Source organism: Celeribacter sp. (genome assembly GCF_048270365.1).
Classification (GTDB): Bacteria; Pseudomonadota; Alphaproteobacteria; order Rhodobacterales; family Rhodobacteraceae; genus Celeribacter.
On record NZ_JBLWTA010000004.1, the window covers coordinates 34,941 to 53,767 of the forward strand.

At 55.9% G+C, this 18,827-nt stretch carries 16 protein-coding genes; 9 read left to right on the plus strand and 7 right to left on the minus strand.

Annotated elements, in window-relative coordinates; all coding sequences use genetic code 11:
• Positions 1-75 precede the first annotated feature (75 nt).
• The 7 genes from ACN0X0_RS06705 to ACN0X0_RS06735 all read left to right on the plus strand — a co-directional run bounded on the left by ACN0X0_RS06705 (position 76) and on the right by ACN0X0_RS06735 (position 7,849).
• The gene (locus ACN0X0_RS06705; protein ID WP_417278530.1) at positions 76-690 is read left to right on the plus strand and encodes a TetR/AcrR family transcriptional regulator; all 615 of its coding nucleotides are present in this window, start codon (positions 76-78) and stop codon (positions 688-690) included.
• 71 nt (positions 691-761) lie between these two features.
• Complete coding sequence (locus tag ACN0X0_RS06710; protein ID WP_417278531.1) at positions 762-1,370, plus strand: helix-turn-helix domain-containing protein; 609 nt, start codon at positions 762-764, stop codon at positions 1,368-1,370.
• 3 nt (positions 1,371-1,373) lie between these two features.
• The gene (locus ACN0X0_RS06715) at positions 1,374-2,633 is read left to right on the plus strand and encodes an FAD-dependent oxidoreductase (protein WP_417278532.1); all 1,260 of its coding nucleotides are present in this window, start codon (positions 1,374-1,376) and stop codon (positions 2,631-2,633) included.
• Between the two features lie 26 nt (positions 2,634-2,659).
• The gene (locus ACN0X0_RS06720) at positions 2,660-3,583 is read left to right on the plus strand and encodes an ornithine cyclodeaminase family protein (protein ID WP_417278533.1); all 924 of its coding nucleotides are present in this window, start codon (positions 2,660-2,662) and stop codon (positions 3,581-3,583) included.
• Between the two features lie 60 nt (positions 3,584-3,643).
• Positions 3,644-4,549 (plus strand): rhodanese-related sulfurtransferase, encoded by a 906-nt coding sequence (locus ACN0X0_RS06725; RefSeq protein WP_417278534.1) that lies wholly within the window; start codon positions 3,644-3,646, stop codon positions 4,547-4,549.
• A 134-nt stretch (positions 4,550-4,683) separates the two neighbouring features.
• Positions 4,684-5,007 carry a hypothetical protein gene (locus ACN0X0_RS06730; protein WP_417278535.1) on the plus strand — a complete coding sequence of 108 codons (324 nt, stop codon included), beginning with the start codon at positions 4,684-4,686 and terminating at the stop codon, positions 5,005-5,007.
• Between the two features lie 232 nt (positions 5,008-5,239).
• The gene (locus ACN0X0_RS06735) at positions 5,240-7,849 is read left to right on the plus strand and encodes a M10 family metallopeptidase C-terminal domain-containing protein (RefSeq protein ID WP_417278536.1); all 2,610 of its coding nucleotides are present in this window, start codon (positions 5,240-5,242) and stop codon (positions 7,847-7,849) included.
• 80 nt (positions 7,850-7,929) lie between these two features.
• Here ACN0X0_RS06735 and ACN0X0_RS06740 read toward each other — a convergent pair whose 3' ends face one another.
• Complete coding sequence (locus ACN0X0_RS06740) at positions 7,930-10,416, minus strand: calcium-binding protein (RefSeq protein ID WP_417278537.1); 2,487 nt, start codon at positions 10,414-10,416, stop codon at positions 7,930-7,932.
• Positions 10,417-10,719: 303 nt separating this feature from the next.
• Between ACN0X0_RS06740 and ACN0X0_RS06745 the strand changes: the two genes are divergently transcribed.
• A complete protein-coding gene (locus ACN0X0_RS06745; protein WP_417278538.1) occupies positions 10,720-11,481 on the plus strand; it encodes a glycosyltransferase family 2 protein in 762 nt (253 codons plus the stop codon).
• Here the strand turns inward: ACN0X0_RS06745 and ACN0X0_RS06750 are convergent.
• Positions 11,475-12,332, minus strand: coding sequence for a glycosyltransferase family 2 protein (locus ACN0X0_RS06750; protein WP_417278760.1), 858 nt, complete (start codon positions 12,330-12,332; stop codon positions 11,475-11,477). The two genes, ACN0X0_RS06745 and ACN0X0_RS06750, sit on opposite strands and share 7 nt — an antisense overlap.
• Positions 12,333-12,430: 98 nt before the next feature.
• On the opposite strand from ACN0X0_RS06750, the gene ACN0X0_RS06755 reads away from it, so the two are divergent.
• A complete protein-coding gene (locus ACN0X0_RS06755) occupies positions 12,431-13,756 on the plus strand; it encodes a GSCFA domain-containing protein (RefSeq protein ID WP_417278539.1) in 1,326 nt (441 codons plus the stop codon).
• A 55-nt stretch (positions 13,757-13,811) separates the two neighbouring features.
• On the opposite strand, the gene ACN0X0_RS06760 is transcribed toward ACN0X0_RS06755, so the two are convergent.
• Genes ACN0X0_RS06760 through ACN0X0_RS06780 form a run of 5 tightly spaced genes read right to left on the minus strand, consistent with a single transcriptional unit; the run spans position 13,812 to position 18,782 of the window.
• On the minus strand, positions 13,812-14,912 hold the full coding sequence (locus ACN0X0_RS06760; protein WP_417278540.1) for a glycosyltransferase: 1,101 nt from the start codon (positions 14,910-14,912) through the stop codon (positions 13,812-13,814).
• A gap of 3 nt (positions 14,913-14,915) precedes the next feature.
• Entirely contained in the window at positions 14,916-15,941 is a 1,026-nt protein-coding gene (locus ACN0X0_RS06765) for a hypothetical protein (RefSeq protein WP_417278541.1), read from the minus strand.
• 2 nt (positions 15,942-15,943) lie between these two features.
• Entirely contained in the window at positions 15,944-17,179 is a 1,236-nt protein-coding gene (locus ACN0X0_RS06770; RefSeq protein WP_417278542.1) for a glycosyltransferase, read from the minus strand.
• 1 nt (position 17,180) lies between these two features.
• Entirely contained in the window at positions 17,181-17,888 is a 708-nt protein-coding gene (locus ACN0X0_RS06775) for a hypothetical protein (RefSeq protein WP_417278543.1), read from the minus strand.
• A gap of 3 nt (positions 17,889-17,891) precedes the next feature.
• The gene (locus ACN0X0_RS06780; protein ID WP_417278544.1) at positions 17,892-18,782 is read right to left on the minus strand and encodes a glycosyltransferase family A protein; all 891 of its coding nucleotides are present in this window, start codon (positions 18,780-18,782) and stop codon (positions 17,892-17,894) included.
• Between the last annotated feature and the right edge of the window lie 45 nt (positions 18,783-18,827).

Here is an 18,827-nt window from a genome sequence, read left to right on the forward strand (position 1 = left end):
AAGCCTGTATGCAGCAATCGTGAACGTTGTTCAAGATAAAAAATGAACATCGTTCAAAAAAATTCGAGGAATAAGATGAGCACCGCACGCGAAGCCAAAAAAGCCGAGTTGAAAAAGCGCCTGATCGACGCCGCAGAGGCGGAAATCATCGAACACGGCTTGGCGGGGTTGAAGGCACGGGCCGTGACCGCACGGGCAGGATGTGCCCTGGGCTCGCTCTATACAGTGGTCGAGGATCTCGACATGTTGGTGATCGAGGTGAACTCGCGCACCCTCACCGAATTGGCCGAAACCCTGACCGAAGCGGTCACGCAGGCGGGCGACACGCCGCAACACGCGTTGCAGGCCCTCGCCCTGCGCTACGCAGATTTCGCCATCGCGCATCAACCGCTTTGGCTCTCACTCTTTGAACATCGTCTGCCCGAAGGTCAGGACATTCCGGAATGGCACAAACAGGAACATGCGGTCCTCGTCGAAGTCATCGCGCCGCATCTCGCGAAACTGCGCCCGGATATGACGCATGAGGCCCTGATCCTGCGCACCCGGACGACCTTCGCCGCGGTTCATGGCGTGGTCTACCTCGCCTTGCAGGGCCGCTTTGTCGGCGTGCCGATGGAGGCGTTGAAATCCGAGATTGCCGGTCTTGTGGAGACGCTGACGGCGGGGGCCGCGCAGATGACCAAAGACTAGAGACTGCCCTCTTGATAAATTTTGCGTATATGCAATAAATATCCACATTTGACACACTGAAGAGAGTCGCGATGTGGACATCTGAGCTGCGCACCACCGACACCCCCTCCGAAACCGCTCCCCGCGAGCCGCTGTCCGACACGCTCAAACGGCTGAGACAGGACCAGACCCTGACACTGGCGAAACTCGCTGCGCAAAGCGGGCTGTCGGTTTCGACCCTGTCGCGGATTGAAAACGGCCAGCTGTCGCCAACCTTCGAGACGCTTGAGAAATTGTGTTCCGGGCTGGGGCTCAGCTTGAATGCGTTTTTCAACGCGGGCCAGACCTCCTCGCTGTCCGGCTGGCGGTCGCTGACCCGCAAAGGACAGGGGCGCCTTGTCGAAACGCCACATTACCGGCTGGAGCTGCTGTGCGACGACGTTGTGGCGAAACAAGCACTGGTGTTTCGCGCCGAAATTCTTGCCCGCGATCTGTCCGAGTTTGACGCGCTGCAACGCCACATGGGCCAAGAGCAAATCCTTGTCCAATCCGGCCAGATACGGGTCTTTACCGAACATTACGCCCCCGTCGATTTGCAGCCCGGCGACAGTTTTGCCTTCGACAGCGCCATGGGGCATGCCTTGATCAGCCTGAGCGAAACACCTGCCGAGGTGCTTTGGATCAGCACCTCGGGGGCCTGAGCGATGCAACAAGACAGAACCATCGTCATTGGCGCGGGCGCCGTGGGCATCATGACCGCGCGGGCGCTGATGCTGCGCGGCAAGACGGTCACTGTGATCGACCGCCTCTCCGGCCCCGCCGAATTCTGTTCGCGCGGCAATGCCGGGTTGATGGCGGTCGGACATGCCAAGGCCTGGGCCGAACCCGCCGCTCTCCCGGCCATGATGCGCGCACTCATGGGGCGTGAGCCTTCGGTGAAAATTTCGAAACTTCTGGACCCGGCGCTGTGGCGATGGGGGATGGAATTTCTGACGCAGTGCACATCACGCGCCAACGCCGCCAACACCCGCAAGCTGCAACGCCTCGCGCGGATGAGCCGGGACATGCTTTTGCCCGCCGAAACTGCGATGGGTCTCCCGGGGGAGACGCGGCACGACGGGGCGCTTTATCTGTTTCAGGACAAGGCCCAGTTTCAAAGCTATGCCGCCAAGATCGGCTCTGGTCAGGAGATCGAGGTGCTCGATCCTTCGGCCCTGATCGAGCTTGAGCCGGGCCTTGCCGGAATGAGGGATCGACTGGCAGGCGGGCTGCGCAGCCATATCGATTCCGTGGGCGACTGCCACCTGTTCAGCGCGCGCACCGGGGCATGGCTTGATCGAGAAGGCATCGCGTTTCGCTATGACACCAAGGTCACGGGGTTTACCTGCAAAAACCACCGGATTTCGGCCGTAGAGACCGATGCCGGGCCGATGGAGTGCACAGACGTGGTGCTTGCCACCGGGGTGGAGACGCCGGATGTGACCCGAAACCTAGGGTTTGTGCCGAATATCTATCCGATCAAGGGCTATTCCGGCACCTGGCGCATCACCGATCCGGGCGCCGTGCCGCAACTGCCCTTTGTGGATGAGACCGAATTGCTGGCCGTGTCGAATTTCGGCGACCGGCTTCGGGTGACCGCGATTGCCGAATTTGCTGGACGGGATCTTTCTCTGCCGGAAAAACGGATCACGTTTTTGAAAGAGTACGTGCAACGGAATTTCGGCACGGGCGTCGATCCGGACCATCCAGAAATTTGGTCCGGGCTGCGTCCGACCACGCCCGCCGGGCCGCCCTATCTCGGGCGTGTGCGCGCCTATGACAATCTTTGGATCAATGCGGGGCACGGGCAGTTGGGCTGGACCATGAGCCTCGGGAGTGCGGAGCTTTTGGCGCAGGCGATGATGGGCGAAACACCCGTGCTGAACGGTGTATCCGCGACGGCGAAATGGCTCGCCGCACTTTGAACCCTACAGACCGAATGGAGAGACAGATGAAAGTATTGAGTGCCGAAGAGACCCGTGAGGCGCTGCCGTTCGACGGGCTGCTCGCCGCCTTGGATAAGGGGTTCAAAACCGGGGCGGAGGTGCCCTTGCGCCACCATCACGCGATGGGGGAGGACACGCTTTTGCTGATGCCCGCGTGGCAATCCAAGGGCTGGGGCGGCGTCAAGATCGTGAATGTGCATCCGGGCAATGGCGCGCGCGGGCTGCCTGCCGTGGTGTCGTCCTACATTCTGTTCGACCGCGAAACCGGGATGCATAGGTTGATGTTGGATGGCACGGAATTGACGGCGCGGCGCACGGCGGCGGCCTCTGCCCTTGCCGCGAAACGTCTTGCCCGTCCGGACAGCCGCAAATTGCTGATCGTGGGGGCAGGTGCCGTTGCCGCCAATCTGGCCGGCGCCTATCACGCCGCGCTGCCAATTGAGGAGATCACGGTCTGGGCCCGCAATGCCGCCGCCGCCGAGGCTCTGGCGCAGCGGTTTGTCGCGCAAGGCTATAAGGCAAAGGCCGCCGCCGATCTTGAGACTGCGGTGTCTGCGGCAGATATCATCTCTTGCGCCACGCTCGCGCGTGACCCAATCCTCAAGGGCGTATGGCTCAAACCCGGTCAGCATGTGGATCTCATCGGCTCCTTCACGCCCGCAATGCGCGAAGCCGACGATGAGGTGATGCGCCGCGCCAGGATTTATATCGACACCGAACATGCCAAGATCGAGAGCGGCGATATTGCCATCCCTCTTGCGACAGGCGTGATCACGGAAAGCGATATTGCGGGCACATTGGAGGGGCTCTGTCGCGACGATCTTTTGCCACGGCAAAGTGCAGAGGAGATCACCCTGTTCAAAGGTGTCGGCTCTGCGATCGAGGACCTGTCTGCCGCGCTTCTGGCGGCGGATCGCGTACTCAGCTGATCCGGCCCCGAATGCAGAGAGGGCTTGCCTGATCTGGCGCGCAGGCGTATCGAACAGCGCATGTTTACAGTCTGCGCGCTCTATCACTTCACCCGCTTCGAAGACCCCGCCGCCCTGCGGTCGGGTCTGTTGGATCTTTGTCTGGCCGAAGGCATCACCGGATCACTTTTGTTGGCGAAAGAAGGGATCAACGGCACGGTGGCAGGACCCACGCCCGCCGCGATTGAGCGCCTCGTTGCACATATCCGCAGCCTGCCGGGCTGTGATGATTTCGAGTATAAACTCTCGACCGCCGCCGAGCAGCCGTTCAACCGGATGAAAGTGCGGCTCAAGAAAGAGATCGTCACCATGGGGCAGCCCGATGTCGACCCGAAAGCCCGGGTTGGACACTATTGCAGCCCCGAGGAATGGAACGAATTGATTTCCGCGGATGACGTGGCGATCATCGACACGCGCAACGATTACGAGGTGCAGATCGGCACCTTCAAAGACGCCATTGACCCGAAGACCAAGAGCTTTCGCGAGTTCCCGCAATGGTGGGAAGAGAATAAGGATCGGTTCCACAACAAACGCATCGCGATGTTCTGCACCGGCGGTATCCGTTGTGAGAAATCGACGAATTTCCTGTTGGGACAAGGCATCGAAGAGGTCTACCATCTCAAGGGCGGTATCCTGAAATATCTCGAAGAGATGCCGCAAGACGAGAGCCTTTGGGAAGGCGAGTGTTTTGTCTTTGACCAGCGCGTGTCCATCGGGCATGGGTTGACCGAAGGGCCGCATGAGCTGTGCCATGCCTGCCGTCGTCCGATCCTTCCCGACGACAAGCTGCGTCCTGAATATGAAGACGGCGTGTCCTGTCATCAGTGCATCGATGAAACGGATGACGACCGAAAGGAACGCTTCCGCGAGCGCCAGAAACAGATTGCACTGGCGAAGGCGCGGGGCGAAAAATATATTGGTGCGTAGACACGCATTTGATCCAAGTGAAACGACCGGAGGACGCTGTGTCGAAATCGGTATTTCAAACGCTGAAATATGTGAGTTTGGTTGCAGCTCTTGCACTCGCACAGGTTTTCCTTGTCAGTGAAAGGGGGCAGGCCATGAGCCAATCTCAACGCACTATTCAATTCACATGTTCCGCAGAGCAGACAACAGAAGCCTCCACCTGTGACTGGGCCAGAGAGGCCCTTGAGCATGTTCTGCCAAACGGGGTTGCCCAGACAGATCAGCCGGCACAGGCCCGCCTCGACGTCACCTTAAGAGAAACGCCCCTCGGCCTCGCTATGTCCATGGACTATGAGCCCGCCGATGGCGAGGGTGTGTCAGAAACGCGAGAGCTGTCGGTCATGGACCGACCAGGAGGGAACACGGAAGGACTTTACAAGCGCTTTTTCGAACGCAGCTTTGCATCGCTTTTCGAATAAAACCTGCCCCCGTTGCGCAGATAAGACTTCAACATTCAAAAACATTTAAATTGTCCGTTTAATATCTCGCCAGAAAAGAAAGAAGCATTTACTAATTCAGGCAGGTCTATTCATCGCATGTGGGGTGTGGGAAACGACCGAGGGTTTAACGGCGTACTGCTTGTGTGGAGTAATTGAGGGAAAATTTATGTGTGGAATTTGCGAGGCTTTTAGGCCGACTGACGATGACTGCGTGTATGAAGACAACGCGACCTATGCGACGATCACCGAAGGGTCGGATGCCGCCGCGGGAACGAATACAAACTACACCATGAGCGTCGGGGATACGTTTTCCGGCACATTGTCCTCCAACAGTGACGTGGATTGGGTCGAGATCAACCTGACCGCAGGTGAGACCTACACCATTTCAATGACGGGGTCTTCTACTCTGACGGACACCTATCTCGATCTGTACGATGCAGGTGGGAATGTGGTGACCTACGATGACGACAGCGGTCCGGGGCTTTACTCGGAAATTACCTTTGCCGCGACGTCGAGCGGCACTTATTACATTGGCGGCGCGGCTTACCCAAATGCTTCAAACTATGGTGCCTACACGATTGATGTGGAGACGACCGAACCCGTTGCGGAAGGCTCGCTCGACGAGTTGGCAGATTATCTGACCGATGGCTTCTGGAGCGACTATGGCGGGGACTGGCGGTCGTTTAACACCTCAAGCTCGAATGTGATCACGGTCAATATCAGTGACCTGAACGCGACTGAGCGGGACCTTGCCCTCGCAGCGCTTGAATCGTGGGAAATGGTTGCGGATGTCTCCTTCTCCGTCACGACCTCAACCGGCGCAGACATCATGTTCTACAATGATGACAATGGTAATTCGACATCCCTGAACGCATATTCCACCTCCGATCTGAGCGGAAATACGATCAACTCTTCCGACGTTGTGATCACCAGTGGCTGGGTGAATTCCTACATGGGCGATGAAATCGGCACCTATGGGTTTCAGACATATATCCACGAGATCGGTCACGCCTTGGGTCTGGGGCACCAGTCCGCTTACAACGGATCCGCAAACTTCCCCTCAGACGCAGATTTTGCCAATGACAGCTGGCAAATGTCGATCATGTCGTACTTCTCGCAAAGCGAAAATACGAATGTGTCCGCCAGTCTGGCCTATCTCGTCACCACGATGATGGCCGACATCCGCGCCATTCAGAACCTTTATGGGGCCGCCGGCGCGGGCTCAGTGACGTCTGGCGACACCATTTGGGGCGTCGGCACCAATCTCAACAACTATCTCGGTGATCTGTTCAACGACTGGGAGAATGGGACGAATACCGTCTATTCCGGCGACCCAATTGCATTTACGATTTACGATGCCGACGGGACCGATACGCTCAACTTGAGCATCTCCACCTCGGATGACCGGATCGACATGCAGGACGGTACGTTCTCTGACGTGGATGGTCTGATCGGCAATGTCGGCATCATGGTCGGCACTGTGGTCGAGAATCTCTATGCTGGCTCAGGAAACGACGACATCACCGGCAATTCGGCCAACAACGAGATTTACGGCGGTGCAGGGGATGACACGATCCGCGCACTTGATGGAGACGATATCGTCGATGGCGAAGGCGGCTCCGATATCGTTTATCTCGGCGACGGCGCAGACCGTTTCAATGGCTCTTCCGACGTCGACGGGGACACGGTGTATGGTGGCGCGGGCAGTGATATCATGTCGGGCGGCTCGGCGATGGACGAATTGCGCGGCGAAGATGGCTGGGATCGCATCTACGGTGGCGATGGCAACGACCTGATCGTCGGGGGCCAAGGGAATGACCGTCTCTATGGCCAAGACGACAACGACAGCATATATGGCGAATCTGATGATGACATCATGTACGGCGGCAATGGTGCGGATTGGATGTCCGGGGGAACCGGCGACGACCGCGTGTCGGGTGATGCCGGTGACGACGAACTCTATGGCGGAGACGGCAACGACTACGTCTATGGCGGGACGGAAAACGATACGATCTACGGCAACGGTTCCACGGATCGCCTCTACGGTCAGGACGGCAACGACACGATCTTTGGCGGGGCCGGACGGGATTATATCTACGGCGGCGACGGCGCCGACCGCGCGTCTGGCGAAGATGGCAACGACATCATGTTCGGCGGCGCCGGATATGACCGCCTTTGGGGCGGAACCGGTTCGGATTCGATCAACGGTGAGGCGGGTGTCGATCGTCTCTATGGTCAGGACGGTGACGATACGCTCTCTGGTGGTGAGGATGCCGACTATCTCTATGGCGGCAACGACAACGACACCCTGTTCGGAGACTCTGGCGCGGACATCCTAAGCGGTGACGCGGGTGTCGATCAACTTGACGGGGGCACCGAAGGGGACCGACTCTATGGCGGTACGGGGGATGACACTCTGATCGGGGGAGATGGGTATGATCGCCTCTACGGCCAGGACGACAACGACATCCTCTATGGCGGTCAAGGCAATGATTACCTCTACGGCGGCGATGGAAACGACACTCTTTATGGCGGCACCGGGGATGACACCCTGGTGGGCAATGTCGGCGAGGATACATTTGTCTTTGATGAGGTTGCTCTGGGCACAGATATGATCAACGACTTCACGTTGACCGAGGATACCCTGTCGCTGTCCAGTGATATCTGGGGAGGCACCACCCTTACGGCCAACCAAGTGGTCTCCACCTACGGAGTGATCAGCAACGGCGATCTGATTCTGGATTTTGGCGACACCACTATCATTCTAAGCGGCGTCACAGACACCGCCGGTCTGGCCTCAGATATCAGTATCATTGCGTAATTCGAAAGCTCCGGCGCGGCCTTTTAATGTCGCGCCGGGCGTTCATATCTTGTCGGCTCGTCTGACCGATTAAGACCAGTTCAGACAAACACGAAATCCAGATCACCCACCTCAGAGAGCGAGACACCGCTCAGAGACAGGAGCCCCTCTCCGCCCGCGACGGAGATGACCAGATCGCCCTGATCGTTGCTGGAGAAACTCAAATCGCTCTCGACAACACCTCGCGCAAACTCCACGTCGTCTAGGCCGAGCTCAAAGTCTGAGATTGTACTTTGACCGGACAGGTCATCGAAAACGAATCTATCCGCACCAATGCCGCCTTCGAGAAGGTTAATCCCTGCGCCTCCGGAGAGACGATCATTTCCCGCGCCGCCATAGAGTGCGTCATCACCGGCGTCTCCAAGCAGGGTATCGTGATCATTCTCACCATACAGCGTGTCATTGCCATCACCGCCGTAAAGGTAATCACGCCCATCGCCGCCGAAGATCGTGTCAGCGCCCTCTTGACCGTAGAGACGGTCCCACCCCGCCTCGCCGTAAAGAGTGTCATTTGCGAGACCACCCCAACCGCGATCCCCATGTGCACCGCCGTAAAGAGTGTCATTCCCATCGTTCCCGGAAAGAATATCGTCATCATCGCCGCCGAGGATCACGTCATCTCCGTCGCCACCGTAAAGGTAGTCACGCCCCGCCCCACCGGAAATATAATCATTGCCGGCTTGGCCATAGAGCCGATCCCAACCATCGTCGCCATAAAGCTGATCGTCGTCATCGCCGCCGTAAATCCGGTCACTGCCGGACCCGCCATAAAAGATGTCTTGGCCGCCACCACCGGCAATCACATCCCGACCGCTGCCGCCATAAACCGTGTCGCGGCCATGGGTGCCACCCTGGCCATCATCGAAAAACCAGTCATCTCCATCCGACAGATAGACGGTATCACGACCGCCTCCCCCATATACACGATCGTTTCCGGCCCCCGCGTCTATGAAATCGTATCCGGCATCTCCGTAGATTTCATCGTCTCCGTCACCGCCGTACAGCATATCGTCCCCATCGCCGCCATAAATAAGATCATTGCCTTCGTACCCGATGAGAACATCATTGCCCTCTTGTCCAATGAGCGTGTCGCCCAAGACACTTCCCTCGATATGATCATCTGAAGCGCCGCCAATCATCGTCCCGACCGAATCGATGGCCGGACGATCCGGCCCGAGAAATGCGGTCGCAATAATGTCATCGAAATCAATGTCATAGCCATCATCGGACAACACATCGATGTATTCCCCATTGATGATCAGACGTATGCCGCCAGAAAGATAGGACCAGCTTACAGCATCATCGGAATAGGCCATCGTGTAGTCGGAGAGATCGAGACGATCATCACCGATGTTAAAATCCGTGATCGTATCGGTTTCGCCATCCTCGCTAGTGACAAAAATGTCATTGCCATAGCCACCGGTGAGGCGGTCTGCGCCATCACCATCGACCAAAATATCGTCACCATTTCGTCCATTCAGCGTGTCATTACCCGCGCCGCCAGACAACACCTCGCCGCTAGCGGTTCCGTCAATTATGTCCGCACCATCTCCGCCCCAAAGGGGCGTGGACCAGCGGTCCGCGTCGAAAAACAATCTGACTGTCCCCGCCTGAGACTCTGAGGAGACATAGATCGACACACCATCAAGGTTGACATCAATAACCAGACTACAGGGATCGTACAGCGGCATCGAGGCGTAGGCAGAGAGGTTCTCAAGTAAAATGAGCTGTCCATTTTCGTTCATGGTAAAGAGGCTCAGGCCATTGTCCGCACCGGCGGCGACGACAAACACCATCCCGTTCAGGGTGAAGGCTTCCACATGAGATGCCGCTCTGAACTGTGTCTCTCTGGTATCTAGTACGTGGTCGACCGCATCGAGCACGCCGTCCTCATCCATGCTGAACACGGTTAGGGAACCCGATCCGGGCGAGGCCACGACAACATATGTTTGTCCACCAATCTCAAGCGTTGTGAAGTCTTCGGGCAAACCCATGCCGATCTGATCAATTGCGCCCGTCTCGCACACCGGCGTCGCCGTCTCAGTAATCGGATCATAGAGGTAAGATAGCACATTTCCGTCTGACTGATCCAAAGCCAGAATGATAATTCCGGCATCGGTTTCGATATAGTCGATCGCGGAGATGTCGCCTTGGAACAGAACCGTAGACTGTTCTGAGACAAGATCGCCGCTCTCCTGTGCGACATGAAACATACGTACGTAGCCATCGGCGCCGACGCTGATCAGGCTGGCCACATTGCCGCCGTCTGACAGAGTCAGGAAACTGCGAACATCGGCCATTTCCGTGGCCGAGCTTGGCAGGATTGTTGGGGACAGGAGCGCGCCACTGTCCGTAAGTTCATAGGCGAAAACGTCGCCCGATTCAGAAGCGCCTACAAGCACATAATGCGTCCCACCGATATCTACGATAACAGATTGCGATGTCAGCAGGCTGCGCAATCCAAAACCGAAGCTCTGCGTGTCGATCAGCGTTAAACGCCCATCCGCCCCCACAGAATAGCTTGCCATACCACCGTTTTCGCCAGATAAGGTGACAAGAAACGACCCGCCAGAAGTCTCGTATAATATGTATTCGGATATATCGTGATCATAGATGACATCTCCGACTGTTTGCGTGCCTTCATAAAGAAAAGACGACATGGCTGACCCCATTTTTACCCATGGCCGACTTTAAAATACTGTGGTTACGCAAGCCTCACTCAACTGCGTTGCAAATGTGGCATTCCCAGAGAAGTTTAAGAAAATGCCATGACTTGGCGCCGCTGCCTGCTCGGGCTAATGTGGACTGAACTGGAGATCAGGAGAGCGGATATGGGATCGGCGGTAACCATCATAATGCCTGTCTTCAACTGTGCCCCCTATCTTCCCGAAACGCTTGAGTCCGTGATTGCGCAAAGCCATGACAACTGGACCCTGCTCGCCATTGACGACAAATCCTCGGACGACAGTGCCTCGATTGTTGCGCGCTACGCGGCTACGGATTCGCGCATCAGGTTGCTGCATCACACAGAACAAAAAGGCGCAGCGGCGGCGCGCAATACCGGATTGGCGGCGGCACAAACGCCTTGGATCGCGTTTCTCGATGCCGATGACATTTGGACTGAGACCAAGCTCGCTACGCAATTGAGTTGGCTCGAGCGCCAAGGGTATCGCTTTGGAGCGACAAGCTACGGGGTCATTGATGGGGATGGGCGCCCCTTGGCGACCCGGCGCGTTCCGGCGCAGATCGACTATAAACAACTTTTGCGCGGCAATCCGATCGGGACATCGACGGTTATGATCCATCAATCTGCTCTGAACGGGGTGCGCTTTCCCGATCTGAGGCGCCGTCAGGACTACGCACTGTGGCTGCACTTGGCACAACGGGGTCTAAGCTGCCACGGCATAGATACCCCGTTGACGCTTTACAGGCGTCGGCCGGATGCCTTATCGGCCGCAAAATTGCCCTCGGCCTTGGCGACGCGCCATGTCTATCAGACGCTCCCAAACCTATCGCGTCTGGGCGCATTGAAAGCCTATAGCACCTATTTGTGGCGCACCGGGCTCAAGCATCTCGGATGGGTCGATTATTGACGCTCTGCGTTCGAACCGCCCACAAGCCTCACGGTTTCCCACAAGGTCACACCCCACAGGACATAAAGCACCAGAAGCGCTTTGGCCTTGCGTCCGCAAGGTGCCTTTTTGCGGAGAAAGCGCCAGGTCTGGCGAAGCGGCGGGACACAGGAAGCCAACATCCACAGCATCCGTCGCCCAACTGTGCCGGCCCGGATTTGACCACCCCGCACCCGTCTTGCTTTGGTGATGACGTCACGGGCGGTCGTACGGGCCGGATGTGTCACACGAACCTCATCGGCATAGGAAATCCCGAACCCCGCTTGGCCGGCTTTGCGGCAAAACGCGGCGTCTCCTCCGGAAAACCGCGTCACATCAAAGCTGCCGACGGCCTCCAACACTCTACGCGCGACACCCAGGTTGGCACAGGCCCCATAGCCTCTCGAGACGTAGTGTTTTTGCGGGATGCCTCGGATGATGTCATATGCCGCCCAAAGTGTTTCATGGGCAGGCGTGTCTATGTCGATACGCCCCGCACACAGGTTTTTTGGGGCCTTCGTCAGCCGCACCAACAAGCATTCCAGCCAATCTGCAGCGGGCAGACAATCAGCATCGGTAAATGCAACAAATGGCGTGGTGGTAGCCTCGATCCCCGCGTTTCTTGCGGCATAGGACCCCGGCGTAAGACAAACGATCATCCGCGCATTTTGTGCAGTCCCGGCGACATCAAATCCTTTGGGCGGTAGCTCATTTGCGACAACAACAATCTTGTATCGAGACTGTGAAAGTGTTTGCGCATCCAGAGCGCACAAGAGGCGAGACAACCCGTCCCACTGACGATATACGGGAATTATAACCGATATATCAGCCATATCTTTCACTGTCTTCGTCCTTGCTCAGCATTTGTTATCTATTGGCAAGAAATATCAAGGCCGATAGCTTTCGGCCCAGAGGATAAAGGAATTCAACCATGACAGAAACAGCTTTCGAGCGCGTGAACGCCGCACAAGCACTCAAATCGCGTGGCGATTTTTCTAATTGGTCCTCTGTCAAAGATCGTCTGACCCCACAGGCATGGCCGAGCCTTTCTCCGTCATTTAAAGTCCCCTCCAAGGCAAAGGTCTTTACTATCGGAAGCTGCTTTGCCCGCAATATCGAAGAGCATCTTGCGCTCTTGGGCTTTCAACTTCCGACCTTGGACTTCTCTGTCCCTGAAGAAGAATGGAGCGGCAAGAGACGCAACGGCATTCTCAACAAATATACGCCCGCGACAGTCTGTCAGGAAATCGAATGGGCTGCCGCAATCTATGAGCGCGGCACAGGATTTGTCCCGCAAGATGCGGACCCGATGCGTTTTGACACCCGTGATGGCAAGGTGATTGACCTTCATCTCGGCGGCTTCCTACCCGTCACCGAAGAGCGGTTTATTGCCCGCCGCCACAGCATTTATAAGCTTTATGTCGAGGCTTTCTCCTCTGATCTCGTTGCACTGACATTCGGCCTGACGGAAAGCTGGGTAGATCGAGACAGCGGGCTTCATATCCATCAAGCGCCTGCCACACGCGCCACGCTGCGGGATGCAAAAAACTACGACTTCGTCAATCTCGATTACGAGGCCTGTCTCGACTATATGAAACGCAGTGTCGAGACCCTACGGCGCCTCAATCCCGATGTCATGATCATCACCACTGTCTCTCCGGTGTCCCTCAACGCGACATTCACCGAGGCCGACGTCATCATTGCAAACAGCCTGTCAAAGTCGACATTGCGCAGCGCTGTTGGAAAAATCGAGCGGCTTTACGAGTGGCTCGACTATTTCCCGAGCTATGAAAACGCGACACTTTCGCCGCTGGAAGATGCCTATGAAGCAGATCTGCGCCATGTTCGGGACGGTTTTGTCGGCAAGATCGTCAAACAATTGATCGCGCATTATTTCGAAGTCACCGACATCGTTTCTAATCTGGTGCAATCCGCCGCGGTCGCCCTCGGGTCCAATCTCAAGGCTGAGGAAACCGATGCTTTCATCACACTTTGCGATAGCGTGACACAGTTTGAAACGCTCTCGGACGATCAATTGAATATCTACCTGCGCAGCCTCTGGCGTCTGAACCAGAAGAAAGCCATCAAGGCTGTCGCGAAGGAAATCATGGCGCGCGAAACCCGTTTGCACCGGCATCTGCGGGCCATTGCCCATATCTTTCCGCGGTGTGGCCTGGAGCACGAATTGCGCACCTACGCCAAGGATATTCTTGCCGGAGATCCGAACAATCCGATTGCCCTCAAGTGGGTCGCGTAAGGCCTATTTCTCGTGATATGGGCAGACTCTTTGGTCTGCTCATGGCGCCAGAGAGTCACTGTTTGGAAAAACGTTCCATCAGATCGAGATAAGCATCCGCAACGCGGTCCGGGTCGTAAGCCGAAAGGGTCTCAGGCCCATGAGACGCAGCTTTCGGCGCATTGATCGTCTCCGAAATAGCCTGGATCAGGCCGTCTTTATCGCCTAGGGGCACCAGATGGCCCAAGCGGCCATGATCCAGAATTTCCGCAGGGCCAGAGGGACAATCCGTTGCCACGACAGGACATCCCGCAGCGAGGGCTTCCGCGATGGCTAGGCCAAATCCCTCCCAACGAGACGTGGACACAAACACGTCGGCATTCGTCATATAAGGCTCAAGATTCGGAAGGTGCCCAGCAAAACAGATGTCTTGGGCATAGCCGGTTTTTACCGCGAGGATTTCAAGCGCGCCACGCAAGGGACCATCACCGCAAATGAACAATTTGAGTGGCCGCTGGGCCCGCAACTCCGCGAAAACCCTAAGCAGAAGCGCATGGTCTTTCTGGGGCACAAGTCGCCCCACCGACAACATAATCGGTACGTCCTTTTGAAGCCAGAAAGGGTGATCTGGACATAACGCTGGGGTTGCGCCCAATGGAGCAACAGGATTGTAAATCACCTCTATCCGCGCTGCCTTTGGCACATAGCGCATCAAATCCCGTGCCACCCCCTTGGACACCGCGACACATACATCTGTGAGTGGGCTAAGCCTGTATGCACAGCGCATCAAAAGCTTCATCGGCACGCTTTGATGCGCCAATTCCATCGTTTGTTCGGTGTGAAACGTCCATATCAGACGACAGTGTTTTTGACGCGACAAAAGCTTTGCAGCCAAAAACAAAAGATCTGTATAGACCCGCCCTGAAATCACAGCATCCGGGCGATTTTCAGACAGGTAACGCACCGCATGCGGCAAAGATTTACGAGTGCGTGTGCCAAGCCGGACAACATTCAACCCATCTGGCAATTCCAAAGTAAGCTCTGCATGATTGGTCAGGACCAGATCGACCCGATGACCACGCGCCAGAAAGACCTTTGCAAGCACGAGCAGCACCCGACGTATGCCACCGTTCGTCATCGCGCCCGCAACTAAGCAGATATGTTTCTGCGCATCCACAGCTCAGTTTTTTGCCAAATGGCGGCTGAGATGCAAAAGGAATTCCGTGTGCAAAGAGTCGCCGAAAAGGTAGTCAGACTTCAAAGTGTCGGGAAATAGGGGCTCATGCGACGACAAAAGTGGCAAGAACTCCCTTTTGAGCAATTCGTTCGCATCGGAGAAACTCCGATGAAACGCCTGCATATCCTCAAAGTCTTGATAAAGGCTCCGTTTTGGCATTTCTTTCAGCATGGCCTTGAGACTGCCGCGGGAGATTTTATCGACCAATTCTCTTAGACCATTCGTCGATGCGCTGGAATCCGCCATCATGCGTTTCAAAACCACCAAATCTGGTGGCAGTGAAGCATTCTCGCGCGGCGCAGCCTTCAGCCCCGAGAGATCGACATCAATCAAGGCACCAAAGCTTTTCAGGACATCCTCACTCTGGACAAGATCCTCAAATCGAAGCAGCCGGAGTATTCCAAACCCTTCACGCCACGCGCGTGCCTGACGCAGATAGTCAAAGCGTTGCCAGTGTTTTTCGCGAAACGTTGCAAAGTTCGCATTATATCTGCTCGTTTTGACATGTTCCTGATAGAGGGACATGCCATAGTCGACCTGCCGGCGTACCGCCATGACAATTTCGATATTGTCGTGATCGAAGTGTCGTCTCAGGTTATTGATATAGGCCTGGCGCGCCTCCCAATACGGCTCTGGCTGCCCTGGAATTTTGCGTGGATTGCCGTCTTTGGTCAGATCGATGTGACGGAAAAACGCCTCGGCGCTCAGGATGGTGACGTCATAATCCGCGGCACGGCGTGACACTTCAGCGAAAAAGCGAATGGCCTGTTCACGGGACATGTCCGGGTGCGCTTTTGAAAACGCGTTTGCGATCCCGATATGGGCGTAGTGCCCTTTCGCACCAATCAGATCGTAATCTGGGTAGAAAACGCCCCGCTCGAGCAAAGCCTGCCGATTTCTCGACAAACCACGTTGGATCGACGTTGTCGCGGTCTTATGCGTTCCGATGTGAATAATAAGACGGCCCATATTCAGACCTCCGCCTGTGTTTTTTTGCCGTGGATGACCTCTTCCCAAAGGTCGAGCACCTTGTCTTCTCTGAAGCGCTCAAGTTCCTCAAGTCCTGCTTGACTGAGGCGTGCGCGCGTTTCGGGATCGCGCATGAGATGCGCGAGCGCTTGCGCTAGATTTGCGCTGCGGCTTCCCTCCGAAGGCACAAAAATGCCACTTACCTGATCGCGCACGATGAAATTGAAGCCTGAACAATCCTCAAATCCGACGACCGGCAATCCATGGGCGAGGGCCTCTGTGATCACCAGTCCGAAGCCTTCAAATTCGGCCGGGTGGGCAAGGATCGCACTTTCGAGATACACCCTTTCCATACTCTTCGAGTGACCGCGCAAATGGACCTTTTCGGACAGCCCAAGCTCTTTGATCTGTTGCGCGAGCTGCGCCTCAATCGGGCCAACCCCGTAGATTTCACAGCTCCAATCCGGGAATTCTTCTTGAATATCTAGCCAGGCCTCGATCAAGAGATGATGCCTTTTGACATCCGCCAGACGCCCAACGGAGACCACTTTTTTCGTCCGCTTCGCCGTCGCGATCTTTTCGGCCTGCACTGTTTTGACCGCATTGGGCATGACCAAAAGACGATCGCGCAACGCAGGATCGAACCAATCGCAAAACTCCGGTAAGAGCGTCCCGATCCCGTCGAAATGTTCCAAGGCACTCTTGCGCAGACGCCGGTCCACAGGATTTAGGTCCCAACGCTGCGTGTTGTCGAAATCCTGCTCCGGGACATTATGCAGCGAAGCAAAGCGGCGCGGTTTATACTTTGGTTTTGCATGACCGAGTGCCGTGACGGCAGGCGGCAAGAATGCGATCACGACATCCGGCTCAGTGGCATCAATGTGACGCGCGAGCCTGTGGCGAAAACCTCCATGCTCGCTCCACCACTGAAGCTGCGCCAAGCCTGGAAGATAGAGCCTGTTTTTGTGAAACACGCTGCGCAAGCGCCCCCAAAGGCGCTCGATACGGGTCCGGTTTTTATCGCGCGGATAAAGATTTGTGTGAATGATACCTTTGCGCAGCGGGTAGAACGGTTTCTTGCCGCGATGCTCGTGAGAGACAAGTTCAATCGCATAACCGCGATCATAAAGCGCATTTGCGGTGTCGATCAGGACGCGTTCGGCCCCCCCGCTGCGCAGGGCGAGCTTTTGAATGACAAAACACACCTTTGTGTTGCGCAGAATTCGCTGCTCTGACACCTCATCTTTTCCTTTTAGGTTTGTTCACGAGAGCCTGAAGCATATCCGGGAAAATAAGATCCGAAAGACGCTTGAGCTGCCCGTCGTCCGCAGCCAGATCAAAGTGCAAATCCTCCGTCACGAAGCCATCGAGTTTCTTGACGATGAAATCCTGCGCTTTCTTGTGCGAGAGTGCGAGACCGAACTGCCCTACATAGTCGACCAGATCATCAGCCAGTTTTTCACTGAACATATTGATTTGGCAGCGCCTATCCAGACGCGCGACATCCTTTAGTTCGATCCGGCGCAAAGGTTTGTACTGCATGCCTTTCACGGGCAAAAGGCGTGCCTTTACATCCTCTTCTGCCCCCAAAACGTCCAGTATAGCCGGCTCAACCACTAGCGGGGCGTTTCCCAACTTTTCGACAAACGTTGACAGAAACTGCTGAAGGTTTAGGGCGTCATCCGCGCTGTCGAGTGCAGAGGGAAAAATCATGACCGGAATCTCTTCTGGTTGATAGTCCACCTCAATCGCGAAGATCGAGGTTTCCAGTCTGCGATCTTCATCCACACTCAAAAGGCGTTCGTGATAATACCGCCCCGCGTTGCGCGAATACCAGGGCATCAGGAAAACCCGATGGTTGGGCCCCAGAAGATTTTCGAAAAACTGCGTATCCAAGTGCTTTGGCAAAAGCACGTTGCGACGCCCCAAAACGAGACACACTTCCATGTTTTACCCTTTCAAAACAAATTTCTTGGCACGGAAAGCCGCATAATGTGGATCGGTGAACAAAGCGCCCAACTGATACCCAAGCGCCCCGAACCTTTCGCCATTGTTGCGCGCAAACCGTGCGGCCACAAAGTCAGCTTTGGCCCGTGTCCGACGCGCAAAACCACGCCCATGCCCCAGCAGAGCCGCATGATGTTTCGCAAAGATCGTATCATAGCATTGGCGAATTTCCTGCGCGTTCCGCCCGATGTCCGATTTGAAGTAACAGCACAGAGGCGCATCAGTCCCGGGGGAGACGATCCGACCGCCGGCGCGCACAAAGGACAGGAAAAAATCCAGATCCTGAAGGCGTGTCAGCCGTTCATCAAAACGACTTGCGAGTGTGAAAGACTCCCTCGTGCCCAACAAAGTCCACAGATATGCACGCAGCTTGTCTCCCTCAAAAAGGTCTTTCAGTTGATTGCCAGCGGTATTTTGGACCACTTTGCGCCGCCGCCGCCCGACCCATTGCCAGTCATAGTGGCAACTGACCCAGATCGTATCGATATCGGTGCCCTCGAAGTGATGTCTGAATATCGTGTTGAACTGATGCTCCGTCTTTTCTGGATACCAGATATCGCCAGCATCCAACCACGCGACAAATCTGGCCTCCGCCGCTTGCAAAAGCGCATTGCGGGCTTTCGGACGGCCCAAGTTCTGAGGGCTGCGAATAAGCTCGATATCCAGTGGGCTATCTTTAACGATCTGCTCCACTTGCGCCAGATTCTCCACGGTCGACCCATCGTCGAACAGGACGACACGTTTTTTACCGCGCCAAGTTTGATCTGCCACAGATGCAAGTGACATCTGCAGATCTACCGGAGCGTTGTAATGTGGAATGAGGATATCAAGCATGCTGCATCTCGTTTATCTTTTATGGGGTAAATGGCTCGATATAGT

Excerpts from the sequence above, each read along its gene's own strand:
- ACN0X0_RS06705 (WP_417278530.1), top strand. The coding sequence starts at position 76 with ATGAGCACCGCACGCGAAGCCAAAAAAGCCGAGTTGAAAAAGCGCCTG.
- ACN0X0_RS06710 (WP_417278531.1), top strand. The coding sequence starts at position 762 with ATGTGGACATCTGAGCTGCGCACCACCGACACCCCCTCCGAAACCGCT.
- ACN0X0_RS06715 (WP_417278532.1), top strand. The coding sequence starts at position 1,374 with ATGCAACAAGACAGAACCATCGTCATTGGCGCGGGCGCCGTGGGCATC.
- ACN0X0_RS06720 (WP_417278533.1), top strand. The coding sequence starts at position 2,660 with ATGAAAGTATTGAGTGCCGAAGAGACCCGTGAGGCGCTGCCGTTCGAC.
- ACN0X0_RS06725 (WP_417278534.1), top strand. The coding sequence starts at position 3,644 with ATGTTTACAGTCTGCGCGCTCTATCACTTCACCCGCTTCGAAGACCCC.
- ACN0X0_RS06730 (WP_417278535.1), top strand. The coding sequence starts at position 4,684 with ATGAGCCAATCTCAACGCACTATTCAATTCACATGTTCCGCAGAGCAG.
- ACN0X0_RS06740 (WP_417278537.1), bottom strand. The coding sequence starts at position 10,416 with ATGGCAAGCTATTCTGTGGGGGCGGATGGGCGTTTAACGCTGATCGAC.
- ACN0X0_RS06745 (WP_417278538.1), top strand. The coding sequence starts at position 10,720 with ATGGGATCGGCGGTAACCATCATAATGCCTGTCTTCAACTGTGCCCCC.
- ACN0X0_RS06750 (WP_417278760.1), bottom strand. The coding sequence starts at position 12,332 with ATGGCTGATATATCGGTTATAATTCCCGTATATCGTCAGTGGGACGGG.
- ACN0X0_RS06755 (WP_417278539.1), top strand. The coding sequence starts at position 12,431 with ATGACAGAAACAGCTTTCGAGCGCGTGAACGCCGCACAAGCACTCAAA.
- ACN0X0_RS06765 (WP_417278541.1), bottom strand. The coding sequence starts at position 15,941 with ATGGGCCGTCTTATTATTCACATCGGAACGCATAAGACCGCGACAACG.
- ACN0X0_RS06775 (WP_417278543.1), bottom strand. The coding sequence starts at position 17,888 with ATGGAAGTGTGTCTCGTTTTGGGGCGTCGCAACGTGCTTTTGCCAAAG.
- ACN0X0_RS06780 (WP_417278544.1), bottom strand. The coding sequence starts at position 18,782 with ATGCTTGATATCCTCATTCCACATTACAACGCTCCGGTAGATCTGCAG.